The sequence below is a fragment of the Escherichia sp. E14S1 genome (genome assembly GCF_004211995.1).
Lineage (GTDB): Bacteria > Pseudomonadota > Gammaproteobacteria > Enterobacterales > Enterobacteriaceae > Escherichia.
The window spans coordinates 1-14,050 of record NZ_RHJQ01000027.1 but is presented as its reverse complement, the minus strand read 5'-3'; the positions used below and the strand labels follow the sequence as shown (position 1 = coordinate 14,050).

Below are 14,050 nucleotides of genomic sequence, written 5' to 3'. Positions count from 1 at the left end.
AGTGAATAAAAACGGAGAAAAATTTTCAGCTGTTTTATTTGATATGGACGGAGTCCTGATTGATTCCCGGATGGTTATTGAAAATGGATGGCGTGAAGCGGCTCTGATGTATGAACGTCATCTCACCGACGAAGATATACAGAAGCATATTCACGGACATCCTGGCCCCTATACTATCCGGACATTATTTGGCGATCTCCCGGAATCCGACCAGCAAAAAGTTCAGGCACATATTATTCATGTAGAGAATACGACGGACTGTGAACTTATACCTGGCGTTGCCAGCCTCATTGCTTCTTTGGGAGAGGCCGACATTCCTGTTGGTATTGTAACCAGCGGCTGGAGGCAAAAAATTAACAGAGTCATAGAGTTACTTCATGCAGAGCCTTACATATCCGTTATTGTAGAACGTGATGATGTTACCCGTGGCAAACCTCACCCTGATCCCTATCTTCTTGCTACACAACGTCTGGGTATTCCAGCAAGTCAGGCAGTTGTCTTCGAGGATGCTAAAAGCGGCGTTGTATCAGCAGTTGCTGCGGGTTGTTATTGCGTTGGTGTAGGCGATGAGGAGCTCATGCCATTAGGCGCAAAAGTCATTATTCCTGATTTTAAAAATGTACAATTAATCAGAAACAGTGAAGATAGCTATATGCTTAAATTATGTGCTGATCACTCTGTTTTATTAAATAGTAAGTAATTCATTACAGTGATAAACAGCTAACACAGCAGGAGTAATGTTCATGGAACGGCTACAAAAATCCCGATGGGCCGTTACTGTACTATTTTTTGTCAACGGATTTATACAAGGAGGATGGGCTGTGCAGATAGCACAGCTTGCTCCTCGTTTTGGTGCCGATGATATAACCATTGGTCTACTTATTTTGACATTCGGTTTGGGGGCTTTATTTATGATGCCTCTGTCCGGTATGTTAATCTCAAGGTTTGGCTCACAAAAAGTTGTTCGATTATTTGCCGTGTTAGCATCTGTTTCGTTAATATCCGTAGGCATTGTAAAAAATATTTCTTCATTAGTATTCTTTTTATTTCTCTTAGGCGCGATGATTGGTTCGATGAATGTGGCCATGAATGCAAATGCCGTTATCCTTGAAAGAAAATTAGCTTACGCAATACTGTCAATGTGCCACTATTCATGGAGCGTTGGTTTATTTGTATCGGGTTTTACAGGTGGTTATGCAGTTAAAAACTATGGATACCTTGGTCATATTTTTATAATTTCTGGGATCGCTTTTCTTCTGGTTTTGACAGCACTTCATTTTATCACTAATGATCATCCACAAGAGAATCAGAAAAATAAATCATCATCGAGTTTACCCCGCCAGGCTAAAATCTATATTATAGGAATAATGGCTCTTCTTGGAATGATACCAGAGTGTGCGGTTGTCGACTGGTCATCACGTTATCTAATGAAAAACCTTAATGCTAATATAGAAATAGCCAGCCTTGCTTTTGCTTTTTTTGCATGCACCATGTCAATGGTTCGATTCGTTGGTGATGTGATACATGATAGTTATGGACCCGTGAAAACTCTTCGTGTATCCAGTATCCTGGCAGCAGCCGGTATGCTAACAGCAGCCCTGTCACCGTCGCCGTGGCAGGCAATTCTGGCTTTTTCTCTGGCTGGCGGTGGTATTGCCAATATTGTTCCTGTCATCTTTTCATCCGCAGGCCATCAGTCTGGAATTGCTGTAGGTACTGGAATAAGTATTGTTACAAGCATCGGTTATTTAGGTACATTAATGGCGCCAGCACCAATAGGCTTTTTTGCACAACAATTCGGTTTTCCAATGATATATATAGCAATGGCTTTTATACTTGTTATGAATGCTGTGCTTGCACCATTATTACGTAATAATAATAACAAATATTAAAAACTTTCGTTGATGATAAAGGGTTAGACTTCTCGAGGCCTTTCTGGCCATTGTTCAGGATACAGATCTTCTTCTTTAACTTTTTGAATAATCGAAAGAGACGAGTGATTTGTCCGCATTAATCACGGAAATTTCCTGGCATTGTTTATAAAAATCCTTATTTTATATCGCTAACAATTTTATTAATCGATCATTCCGTTTGTTAAACCATTTTCACTTTAACCAGTTGAAATCTTTATAATAACTATCGTTCTCTGGTCCCGAATGCGTGTTTATTTGAGTATGAAAATGTTGTTTTTTATCAATGAATGATATTTTAACCAAAAGTTCAATATTTCTTATTTACAAAATTAATGGGACGTATAGACTCTTAACCTAAACCAAATGCGTGCGCGTGGTATTGCTCTCGTCGGTTTTATTAAATGGATAAATTTCATCAGGATGAGCTATTATGGATAATAGATACAATTGTTGTTATTCAGAAGAGAGCGTTGAAAAACCTAAAATAGCGCTACAGAATGTATACTATCACGCAGGTCAAAATCCCTTTAACAAAACCCTGGTTGCAGGTGCTATCTTTCTTGCTTTTAATACCGCGCATGCCACAGATTCTTGTGATTATGTCAGTACCAGACCTGAAACTAGCTGTGTCTATGCTGATAACAAAATAAATATCCATATTCATACTGACATAAATAATCGTACTAGTACCCCAGCCTATCAATACGAAACTGATTATATGACTACGGATAAATCAGTTATCCATTTAGAGGCTGGCACAACAATTCATTCGGATGCAACGGGTATTGAGGCATTAGGACGTAGCAACACCGAAATTGAAGTGAGCACCTCTGGCAATATCTATACAGGAAACATCTCCGATGTTGATGTGCAGAAACCTCAGGCCCCCATCTCCGGGCCTTCCGGCGGTATAATCTTTGATATAACCAACGTTCGTGGAACCCAACACGCCAGTGTTTATCTGGCGGGTGCATCCGGCGGTCTATTAGCGTTGGGGGCCGTGACGCAATATTCCGATAGTCAAATTGTTAACCAGAGTGCCAGTAAAGATACAGCCGCAATATATTCTCAGGCGCTGGAATCTCGGATGACAACCTCAGGCGTTATTCGCTCTCAAGTTGGAGATGCGATTCGTTTACAGGATACCGGCCCTGAATATTCCTATAGTAGCGGCGGCTACATTATTCTCGATCCTCAGAGTGTGTTTGATGTTCACTTACAGGAAGGTAGTGTAGTTGATGGCGGCTCTGAAGGTGCGGGGATTAAAACCATCGGCGGAGCAACTTCCAGTATCACGATTGATGAAGGTGCAACGTTGGGGGCATTGTCTGATGTCGCGATTAGCACAACTGGCTATGATTATTATGATCTCAACTACACTAATAATCCGTCGGGTATTAATACATACCAATACACTGGGGCGGCTACCAGCATCACCAATGCCGGAACGATGACTGGTGTTATTCAATTAACCAGCGGTCAGGATAAGATCGTGAATGACACAACGGGCGTCTGGAATATTCGTCAGTGGTCAGATTCCGATCGGGATGGTGTCCGGGATGCGGTTGCTTCTGTGGCAACCAGTGATTTTGGTGGCGGAACGACTGAGTTAAATAACCTCGGTCAAATTATACTGACCGCGAATGCCGATGGCAGCGCAAACAGCGCGCTGTTGCAGAATTTGCCCACCTTCAAAAACCAGGGCCGTTTAATTCTCGCTAATAACGTCGTAGGTGATCGTTTTACTATCGACGGTGATTATGTGGGTAATAATGGCACTGTTGAGCTGGATACTTACCTTGGGGATGACAGTTCTCCTACAGACAGAGTCATCATTAATGGCTCAACCTCCGGACAAAGTTATCTGCTGATTAATAATTCTGGCGGAACCGGAGCTAAAACCAGTGAAGGGATCAAAGTTATTGAAGTTAACGGTGATTCCTCCGGTGAGTTTATTCAGCAAGGTCGTGTCGTTGGCGGTGCATTTGAATACTATTTGCATAAAAATAGCGTCAATAATCAGGATGGTGACTGGTATCTGCGTTCACAGCTTCCGATTGTCACGCCTGAAGATCCGGTTATACCGAACCCGGAACCTGATCCTGACCCCGAGCCTACGCCAACTCCAGAACCGAAGCCTGAACCTGAAAATATCAATCGACCCGAACCGGGGAGCTATATGTTTAACCATATGGCCGCCAATAGCCTGTTCCTGATGCGCCTTCACGATCGTATGGGGGAAACCCAATATACTGATGCCCTGACCGGTGAGCAAAAGGTGACCAGTTTGTGGCTGCGCCAAGTTGGCGGTCATAACCGTTCTCGTGATAGCAGTGGCCAGTTAAAAAATCAGGGGAATCGTTACGTTTCTCAACTAGGTGGCGATATTGCACAATGGAGTAGCAATGGTTTCGACCGTTGGCATTTGGGCGTAATGGCCGGATTCGCCAGGCAAAACAGCAATACGGAGTCAAAATATTCAGGATATAAATCCACAGGTTCTGTGGCGGGGTACAGTGCGGGATTGTATGGCACATGGTATGCCAATGAGCATGATAAAACAGGCAGTTATGTTGATGCCTGGGCTTTATATAACTGGTTTGATAATGAAGTAAAAGGTGACCAGTTGGCGACGGAAAGCTATAAATCCCGGGGTGTTACGGCATCAATTGAAGCTGGCTATACCTTCAAACTGGGGGAACGAATCTCTGACGGTGTGAAATATTATTTGCAACCTAAGGGACAACTGACCTGGATGAACGTTCGCGCCAATGACCATACTGAACATTCAAGTAGTGGTGGTTCACGTGTTTCCTTTGATGGTGATGGCAATATTCAAAGTCGTCTTGGTATTCGTACTTATGCCAACGGTCATAGTGCTATTGATAACGGTAAAGACCGTAAATTCCAGCCATTTATCGAAGCCAACTGGATCCACAATACTCATAACTTTGGTGCAACCATGAATGGCTATAAGAATAGTATTGATGGAACCAAAAATATTGGCGAAGTAAAAGTGGGACTTGAAGGCCAGTTATCTCGTCGCCTGGATCTTTGGGGTAACGTCACGCAGCAAATGGGTGACAGTGGCTATAGCGATACTCTGGTTATATTAGGAATTAAATATCGTTTCTAGTGGAGAGCCATTGTTAAATGGAAGCCTGGCGGTTTTTATTGACTGGCAGGCTATCCGTTGCATTTGATAATAGGATTTGGTATGCAACCACGAGTTTTAATTGTTACAACTGAAGCCCCGGACGTGCTGTTTAGCGGTCTTGGTTTTTTTAATGAACACTTTTGGGCGGAATTAAAACGGCGTAATTATCCTTTTAAAGTGTTGTATCTGAATAATCAAAAGACAGCACATTCTCAGTTAGCTGATTATGAGATTGCAGTAGAACCGGCCTTACCCCTCGATTCATCGCTGGAGTCGCTCAGTCTTAACGTGGCCTGGAGTACAGCGCAAAAAGTTCAGCCGATCCTCAATGAGTTCAAACCTGACATTATTTCGGTACATGAAAACTCGCCGCTATTGCCGTTCTTTTTTGAGCTAAACCGCGTTCAGTTCACGCTGCATTCCAGCTATATCGGTATGCAACACTATCTGACCCGGACACAAAAAGGAATGCAGCATTACTGGGAGCAGAGGATCGCCGTGCGGCAAAGTGGCGCGGTGGTTCTTCATAGCGATTGGGCCCATCGCTCTGTTATTCAGCATGTCTCGGCGGATATCGTCCCACCTCACCTGTTTCCAATCGGTGTGGATTTCGCAGATTATCCGGCGGATAAAATTCCCCATCCTGAAGGCAAAGTCGTGATTAGCTTTTTTGGTCGCTTTACCGATATTGTGAAGAATTTCCTGATTTTCCGTGATGCCATCAATACACTTCCACCAACCTATCGGCAGCGCATAGAAGCCCGGGTTTATGGACCTGAAAAAATCCCCGATTATATGGAAAAAGAAGGTTTTAAAGGTTTAACCTTTGTGCAAGGGGAAGAGAAAAAACGGGCGCTGGCGGAAACTGATATCGTCGTTTTCCCAAGTATGCAGGAAAGCTACGGTATTGTTGGTCTGGAAGCATTGTTGTCGAATTGCGCATTAATCGCCACGCCAGGATTAGGTATGGATAGTTATATGCAGCCGGAATATGCTTGCGAACCGACAATCGCCGCGATCCAAAAGCGAATTATTACTTATCTTTCGGATGTCGAGCAATTACGTAAAGACCAGAAGACGCAGATATTCCGTAATAGTGTTAATCGACCGGAGTTTACGTTAAGCAAGATGACTGAGTCATATATCAGCGTTTGGCAGGAATTGCATAAGACGTTACAGAAAGAACGACAGTGAGTTATTTTTATTCAAAATTCCCATAAACGCTGTTTTTCTTACAGCATAAATACTTGACCCAGACTTGATTGTGGGTCAGAGGCGGTCAATGACAAGTTGCCACGGTTACTTATCTTGTACTGTACCAAGTAAAAAACTCATTTACCTGGTACTCAACAACGATACCCTTAAATTGAGTATGTCGTTCCAGAACTGGCTGTTGATGATGATCCGTTTTATTATTGAGTTCGGTGACCACCTGAGCGATCACCTTTAACATGACGGCAGTTATACAGGTCTACCATAACACCTGTCTTTACTTACTGACGAACGTAATGGCCGCCTACGGAAAGAACTGTTATATCATTACCTCGCTTGATGAATACAACCCTATGCTCTTGATTTATCCGAAATGAATAAGTATCAGTAACACCGTGAAGTTTTTCACAATTTGCATCCGAAACAGATTTTGCCGCTGTTTTTGGATCGTGCCCATAGTCCCTGACAAGACGACGCCATTCATAATATTTTCTCATAGCGGCTTGCGGTACTTCGATATGTTTGTTTTGGCGATATCTGGTCCTTTGTTCACGATCATCAAAATTGTAATACATAAACTCTCATCTCCTTGAAAGCTGCCCATGGTGAGCAGCGCTGCTCATTACAACATTTAGCCTAACTAACTCTTCGTCGGTTAGAACAACAATTGTTTTGATTGAACGATAAGGTATTACATAGCGACATTTTAGTATCTGGAGTTTAAAGAGTGCGGAGATTTCGACAAATATTTGTATGTTGTAACTATTGTTTCCGTTAATAGTGGCAACTTTATTTCCAGACTGGAAATATTCCGAACATAAACGACAGTGTAAAAATACTAATGAATTGAATATACACGCTTATTTATCTGGCATAGCAATTGCTAAGTCATTAGCGAGTCGTTTATAAAATTAAGGAAAGAGTATGTCTAATAACCGCAATTATCGATTCGATACCAAAATTGTACACGCAGGACAACACCCGGACCCCTCTACAGGATCACTCAGCACGCCAATTTTCCAGACATCAACATTTGTCTTTGATAATGCTGAACAAGGCGCTGCACGTTTTGCACTGGAAGAACCAGGTTATATTTATACTCGCCTGGGTAACCCCACCACAGATGCCCTTGAGCAAAAAATGGCCGTCCTTGAAGACGGTGAAGCCGCGCTGGCGACCGCTTCTGGAATTTCAGCAATTACGACAGCCCTGCTGACTCTGTGTCAGCAAGGCGATCATATTGTCTCTGCCAATGCAATTTATGGTTGCACGCACGCTTTTCTTTCCCACAGCATGCCGAAATTTGGCATTACCACAAGCTTTGTCGACGCAACCAACATTGCTGAACTAAAAGCAGCAATACGGCCAGAAACGAAGGTTATTTATATCGAAACCCCAGCCAATCCAACACTGACACTGGTCGATATCGAAATGGTCGCGGGTATCGCGCATCAGCACGGCGCGCTGTTAATTGTCGATAACACCTTTATGTCGCCTTACGGTCAACAACCATTACGTCTGGGGGCGGATATTGTTGTACATAGTGTCACTAAATACATTAACGGTCACGGCGATGTAATTGGCGGTGTTATTGTTGGTAAAAAAGACTTTATCGACCAGGCGCGTTACGTTGGACTTAAGGATATTACAGGCGGATGTATGAGTCCGTTTAATGCCTGGCTGACCTTGCGTGGCGTTAAAACTCTCGGCGTCAGGATGGAACGTCACTCCAGCAACGCCATGAAAATTGCGCAGTTCCTTGAAAGCCATCCAACAATTACCCATGTCTATTATCCTGGATTACTGGCTCACCCTCAGTACGATTTATATAAGCGACAAATGACTTTACCCGGCGGTGTCATCAGTTTCGAAATAGCCGGAGGATTTGATTCTGGCAGACGGATGATTAACGCGGTCAATTTATGTTTGCTGGCGGTAAGTCTTGGGGATACCGAAACGCTGATCCAACATCCGGCATCGATGACCCACTCTCCTGTACCGCCAGAAGAACGATTAAAAGCAGGAATTACTGATGGAATGATTCGGCTTTCTGTAGGTCTGGAAGATCCTGACGATATTATTGAGGACCTTCAGCAGGCAATCGCAACAGCCATCGCCGGAAATTAATTTTTCAACAGCATATAAAATATCAACGCCTGCCCTCTGTCTTATTGGCAGAGGGATTGGGATGGAGGCACATTATGCAAATCAGCACGCAACAAGCGGATAATTATGTAAATATTTCTCACACACTCACCAATAAACTCCCCTTTACACGCTATGACTTTGGTTGGGTCTTATTATGCATTGGCATGGCAATTGGCGCAGGTACTGTTTTAATGCCGGTGCAGATCGGTTTAAAAGGGATATGGGTTTTCATTACAGCATTTATTATTGCTTACCCTGCAACTTATATTGTGCAGGATATGTATCTTAAAACACTTTCTAAAAGTGAAACCTGCAACGATTATACTGATATTATAAGCCACTACCTGGGGAAAAACTGGGGAATTTTTTTAGGTGTTATTTATTTTTTGATGATTGTCCATGGGATATTCATCTACTCTCTTTCCGTCATTTTTGACAGCGCTTCGTACATCAGGCATTTTGGTTTAACCGATAGCGACTTGTCACAATCCGTTATCTATAAGATCATTGTCTTTTCTGTTTTAGTGGCCATTGCCTCTCGTGGTGAAAAAATATTATTTAAAATTTCCGGACCAATGGTAATCATCAAAGTGGGAATTATTATTATTCTCGGTTTTATCATGATCCCTCACTGGAATTTTAATAATGTTAGTGCATTCCCGCCAATGAGTGATTTTTTTCGCGACGTTCTGCTCACCATCCCGTTTTGTTTTTTCTCAGCCGTCTTTATTCAGGTGTTGAATCCGATGAATATTGCCTATCGAAAAAGAGAAAGAGACCGGGTTATGGCCACCAGAATGGCTATCCGCACCCATCGAATCAGTTACATTGCGCTGATAACCATCATATTATTTTTTTCATTCTCATTTACTTTTTCCATCAGCCATGAAGAAGCGGTTTCCGCATTTGAGCAGAATATTTCCGCCCTGGCGCTGGCAACGCAAGTGATACCGGGAGAAATTATTCATCTTGCTTCGACAATATTAAATATATTTGCAGTTCTGACGGCTTTTTTTGGTATATATCTTGGTTTTCATGAAGCATTGAAAGGAATTGTACTCAATATTTTAAGTCGGGTAATTAATGTTGAGAAAGTCAGCCCGCAGATGCTCACAACAGGAATAGGGATTTTTATTGTTGCTACACTGGTTGTCTGGGTTTCGTTTCGTGTATCCGTCCTGGTGTTTTTCCAGCTTGGTAGTCCACTATACGGTATCGTCTCTTGTCTGATCCCTGTTTTCTTAATTTACAGTGTCAAAGCGCTAGAAAACCTGCGCGGGGTCAGAAGCTGGCTTATTTTTATCTACGGTATTTTACTCTGTCTCTCACCGCTGCTGAAACTCATCGAGTAGTATTTGGGACGCCCCCATGTTTTAGATGGGGGCATTAATAAACCATATCCTGCTGGTAGCTGCGTATTTTATTCAAAACGGTAGTATGCGAGACACCAAGCACTTTAGCGATACCACGCGCAGAGACATTATCATCTAACATCTTTTCGATAATTTTTCGTTCAGTCAAGCGAACTTGTTCTTTTAAAGGCCCTATATTCCCACTGTGCCTTTGCTGATTCTCCCGGCATAGAGAATTCATCCATTTCATTTCGTCCATTGTTACTATTCCACTGTCCGACATATGCATCAAACGGATAATAATATTCTCCAGTTCCCTGATGTTGCCCGGCCATGCGTAATGCTGCAAAAATTCCAGACTATTTTTATCAAAAACCAATGCCCGCTTAAACTCGCAACAATGCTTTTGCAGAAAATGATCAATTAATAACGTAATATCTTGTGGATGCTGGCGAAGCGGCGGGATTGTTAACGAAAGAATATTGATTCGGTAGTAGAGATCGGCACGTAACTCACGATTCAACATCATCTCTTCCAGGTTCGCATTAGTGGCTACGATAACCCGAGTATCAAAAGAAACAACCTGAGAACTGCCTATACGGCGGATACAACTATCCTGCAAAACGCGCAGTAGTTTTGCCTGCATACTTAGTGGCATTTCGCCAAACTCATCAAGAAACAGCGTTCCTTTATCCGCCATTTCAAACAATCCTTTCTTCCCTTTGCCATCGGCCCCGGTGAACGCGCCTTTCTCGTAACCAAAGAACTCGCTTTCCATCAGTTCTTCAGGGATTGTCGAACAGTTTACCGGAATAAAAGCGTGTAAACGTCGTGGCCCACAATTATGAATAGCACGCGCCAGCAACTCTTTCCCTGTTCCCGTTTCACCGCGAATCAATACGGTAAAACGACTTTCCGAAAACTTTATCGCTTTTTCTATAAGCGATTGCATTTGCGGGCTTTCACCAATCATATCAGTAAAATATTCGCTCGGTTTTACTGATCTATGAGAGGTGATTCCACTATCGGTACTAAAATGCTCAATATTAATAATGTCTGGATGATGACTTAACCGTGTCACCACACTATTGATATCCCCTGTATGACGACACATTGATTTAATAAGAATGCGTCCGGCTGTCACTTTCATTGAAATAATATTAAATTTATAAAATGAAAATTCTTTTAAAACGTCTTCTATCATTGAAATACGGTCAATGGTTTTTATATTCCAGCGTATCGTAAACACATAAGCTCCATTGCATTTTTTGAACACATCGACAGGCATTTTACTGCAAGGAGGAGGATGTTCTGCCAAAGGCATCACAGAGTTGAGGAAAATCTCAATGAAGAACAACGTTAAGGGAATATGTGTCGCGTAGCATCGGAAACTGGAAATAGGAAATATGATAGATAAACTATTGAGAATAGATGATATTGTTAATGCCCATGACTCCAATGGACATTAACCAACGCTGGTACAGCTCATTTGCTGCCCAGGGAATGCAGTATAACCAATGCTAATTAGCGTTTTACCGCGTCAAAAAACGTATACATCTGACTAACTTTTGAACCTTGATGCAAAGATGTCATATTTTGCTTGAGCGTTTCGAGCCTGATATTGACTTTACGGATCAACTCCTCTGTACCGTTCATAAGCTCACGAACCAGACTTTTGATGCGTTCACGCTCAATTTCTGACAGCGTTAATCCACTGGTGCCCGTCATTAAGTCTTCCGCTTTCGCCAGAAATATATCCAGCAGCGCTAAAAAGGCATCCCATTTTTCTTCACGCACCATCGTTAACATCGACTGGTTCATGTCGAACAAATTATCATAATGTGAAATCAAATTAACCACGTCTCCCCCGGGTTTGCTGTGGGTCAATTTCTTCCCAGGTTTCTGCAAGCCGCATTAATAGTTGATCGACATGCTTCAGTAATTCAGGGTCGTTCGTTCGGTTAGCCTGAAACAATGTCCGTGACATATACTCATAAAGTTGTTCGAGTTCGCCTGCAATATGCAGACCTTTCTCATGATCAAGCGATGCCCGCAAACCATTATCAATAATATTGATTGCTTTAGAGATCATCTCCCCGCGGCGAGGAATATTACCCTGTTCAAAATAGATAATTGCTTTCTGGATTGCGCTATGAATTCCATCAAACAGCATAGAAATAAGCTGATGTGGGGTTGCTCCTGCCAGTTTGCTCTGTAGCGAAACTTGTTTGTAGGCTTCTGCGCCCTGTGAAGTGTACATATCAGACTCCTGCGGGGCTGGCGGAGTCACGCTCCGTCAGCCTTTACTCTTATTAAATCGTTGATAAAAGAGAGGTTAATTGCGAGTTCATGCTGTTCATTTTTGACATCGCGGTATCCAGATTCTGGAACTGGATGCGATAACGCTCAACCTGAGCATCGATCAGTTTCTGGGTCTTATCAATTTGCTGCTGAACCACCTTGCTTTGTGAATCAAGGCCGTCAGTGGTGGTCTTGATAAGCCCGGTTTTATCATCGCTACCAGTACCAATATAGCTACTGATGATATTCCCCAACGTAGTCGCCATGCCTTCATTACTGCCATGACCCATAAACATATTGGCGATCTGATCCGGATCATCGGCAATCGCGTTGTCCAGCTTGTTCTCATCCAGTGTCATCTGACCGGTTGCGGCATCAATTTTGATGCCCAGATCGGCTAATGAACCATAATCAGCGCCAGAATCACCATAAACGCCGTTTACCGTAGAGCGAATTTGACTGACCATTCCGCGCAGCGTGGAATCGCCCATCAGCGCCCCGCTCTTGGAACTGGGCGTTGCGACATCATCATCACTCAGACCGGAGGTATCATTCTTGACGTACTTACTGAATACAGTTGTTGCTGACAGCAGTGCATTGTATTGCTTAACAAAATCCTGAAGGTGAGTTTTAATAGCAGACGTATCAGCCGTTAATGTCAACTGCTCAGATTGTAATTTGGTCGGATCATTTTTATCTGCTTCAGAAACGGCATTCAGGTTCAGCGTCACACCGTCAATGATGTCAGTAATGTTGTTACTGGAACGAGTAAAATCAGTACCATCAACAGACAATTTGGCATCTTTAGCATCCGAAACCGAAATCATCTTGTCAGCTGCACCGGGATCGCCCGCAACACCATTTGGATGCTGACCGCCTGCTGACGTGTCCAAGATGTCCGCAAGATTCTGATCGCCGTCGACCTTAACGCTCATTTCACCGTCGCTGCCGGTTGTTTTAGAACTCAGAACCAGTTGATAACCTTTGCCTGTAGACTGAACGCTGGCACTAACATCACCATTTTGCTTGTTGATAGCCTTGGCGATGCTGTTTAACGACGTTTCATCGTCTTTAAGTTCAACTTCGGTGGTTTTTCCGTCTTTTTGCGTGATGGTGATCTTTCTGGTGCCGCTGCCAGTTGTACTCCCCAGGGTGGTGTCAGCACTGGTCTGGAGTTCCGTTTTCAGTTTATGGGCAGATGCCAGTTGTTCCACAGTAATTTCATGAGTATCCGCCAGCGCACCCGTGCTCGCCGTCGCAGTAAAGGCTTTGTTGCTACTCACTTTCAGGGTATTGAATGCATCACCACCTAATGATTTCACCGATTTTTGCAGCGTAGACAATAGGCTGGAGATAGATCCCCAGGCTGAAATCTTCAATTTATAGCTATTCTGAAGACTGGTATAGGGCGTCAGGCGCTGCTGTTCGCTGGCTTTAAGTTGCTCCAGCATTGATGCGGTATCGATCCCTGAACCGATTCCCAGTGATGATATACCCATGTTGTTTCTCCTGAGGGGTTGTGATTTTTAAGAATCTCTTCCCTATATCGGCATAAAAACAGACTGGATAAATATTTAACTTTTTTTCAACAATCCGAAGAATGAAATTATTCGCTTTCTTTAATTTGTCCTCTTACATTTCCGCCCTATTTTTACTTTTTTTATCTCATTCGCTTTAGCCACTTTATTTCCACGCCGATATCTGTGGTATGCGGAGTTACAACGCATATTCAGTTTAAATTCTATTCCGGGCGGATCGCACCGTCACGTTTTAATTGAGGATATATCATGTCACAGGTCATTAATACCAACGCACTGAGCCTAGTTGCACAGAACAACCTGAACAAATCTCAGTCCACTCTCGGCACTGCGATCCAACGCCTGTCTTCTGGTCTGCGTATTAACAGCGCAAAAGACGATGCTGCTGGCCAGGCTATCAGCAACCGCTTCACCGCCAGCATCTCTGGT

The 14,050-nt window shown here is 43.1% G+C and carries 12 protein-coding genes and 1 pseudogene; 8 read left to right on the top strand and 5 right to left on the bottom strand.

What is annotated here, in order from left to right:
- The first annotated feature begins 1 nt into the window (after position 1).
- The 5 genes from D9734_RS21030 (at position 2) to D9734_RS23285 (ending at position 6,520) form a co-directional block, all read left to right on the top strand.
- On the top strand, positions 2 to 700 hold the full coding sequence (locus D9734_RS21030; protein WP_240780412.1) for an HAD family phosphatase: 699 nt from the start codon (positions 2 to 4) through the stop codon (positions 698 to 700).
- Positions 701 to 743: 43 nt separating this feature from the next.
- Positions 744 to 1,892: an MFS transporter gene (locus D9734_RS21025; protein WP_130210279.1), complete on the top strand. Its 1,149-nt coding sequence runs from the start codon at positions 744 to 746 to the stop codon at positions 1,890 to 1,892.
- A 451-nt stretch (positions 1,893 to 2,343) separates the two neighbouring features.
- Entirely contained in the window at positions 2,344 to 5,049 is a 2,706-nt protein-coding gene (locus D9734_RS21020; RefSeq protein WP_130210277.1) for an autotransporter outer membrane beta-barrel domain-containing protein, read from the top strand.
- Positions 5,050 to 5,130: 81 nt separating this feature from the next.
- Positions 5,131 to 6,264, top strand: a complete 1,134-nt coding sequence (locus D9734_RS21015) for a glycosyltransferase family 4 protein (RefSeq protein ID WP_130210275.1) — start codon at positions 5,131 to 5,133, stop codon at positions 6,262 to 6,264.
- Positions 6,265 to 6,352: 88 nt separating this feature from the next.
- Positions 6,353 to 6,520 (top strand): hypothetical protein, encoded by a 168-nt coding sequence (locus D9734_RS23285; protein ID WP_165383301.1) that lies wholly within the window; start codon positions 6,353 to 6,355, stop codon positions 6,518 to 6,520.
- A 43-nt stretch (positions 6,521 to 6,563) separates the two neighbouring features.
- On the opposite strand, the gene D9734_RS21010 is transcribed toward D9734_RS23285, so the two are convergent.
- Positions 6,564 to 6,857, bottom strand: a complete 294-nt coding sequence (locus D9734_RS21010) for a type II toxin-antitoxin system YoeB family toxin (protein WP_130210273.1) — start codon at positions 6,855 to 6,857, stop codon at positions 6,564 to 6,566.
- Between the two features lie 349 nt (positions 6,858 to 7,206).
- Between D9734_RS21010 and megL the strand changes: the two genes are divergently transcribed.
- Both megL and D9734_RS21000 read left to right on the top strand, forming a co-directional pair.
- Complete coding sequence (gene megL / locus D9734_RS21005) at positions 7,207 to 8,409, top strand: methionine gamma-lyase (RefSeq protein ID WP_130210271.1); 1,203 nt, start codon at positions 7,207 to 7,209, stop codon at positions 8,407 to 8,409.
- A gap of 74 nt (positions 8,410 to 8,483) precedes the next feature.
- The gene (locus D9734_RS21000; RefSeq protein WP_130210269.1) at positions 8,484 to 9,782 is read left to right on the top strand and encodes an aromatic amino acid transport family protein; all 1,299 of its coding nucleotides are present in this window, start codon (positions 8,484 to 8,486) and stop codon (positions 9,780 to 9,782) included.
- Between the two features lie 34 nt (positions 9,783 to 9,816).
- Here the strand turns inward: D9734_RS21000 and D9734_RS20995 are convergent, their stop codons facing one another.
- The 4 genes from D9734_RS20995 to fliD form a co-directional block, all read right to left on the bottom strand.
- On the bottom strand, positions 9,817 to 11,031 hold the full coding sequence (locus D9734_RS20995; RefSeq protein WP_130210267.1) for a sigma 54-interacting transcriptional regulator: 1,215 nt from the start codon (positions 11,029 to 11,031) through the stop codon (positions 9,817 to 9,819).
- 275 nt (positions 11,032 to 11,306) lie between these two features.
- The gene (locus tag D9734_RS20990) at positions 11,307 to 11,642 is read right to left on the bottom strand and encodes a flagellar protein FliT (RefSeq protein WP_130210265.1); all 336 of its coding nucleotides are present in this window, start codon (positions 11,640 to 11,642) and stop codon (positions 11,307 to 11,309) included.
- A complete protein-coding gene (gene fliS, locus D9734_RS20985; protein ID WP_130210263.1) occupies positions 11,635 to 12,042 on the bottom strand; it encodes a flagellar export chaperone FliS in 408 nt (135 codons plus the stop codon). The genes D9734_RS20990 and fliS overlap by 8 nt, the downstream gene beginning before the upstream one ends.
- 52 nt (positions 12,043 to 12,094) lie before the next feature.
- Positions 12,095 to 13,582, bottom strand: a complete 1,488-nt coding sequence (fliD, locus tag D9734_RS20980; protein ID WP_130210261.1) for a flagellar filament capping protein FliD — start codon at positions 13,580 to 13,582, stop codon at positions 12,095 to 12,097.
- 288 nt (positions 13,583 to 13,870) lie between these two features.
- On the opposite strand from fliD, the pseudogene D9734_RS20975 reads away from it, so the two are divergent.
- Positions 13,871 to 14,050 (top strand): annotated as a pseudogene (locus D9734_RS20975) (flagellin FliC); the annotation flags it as partial.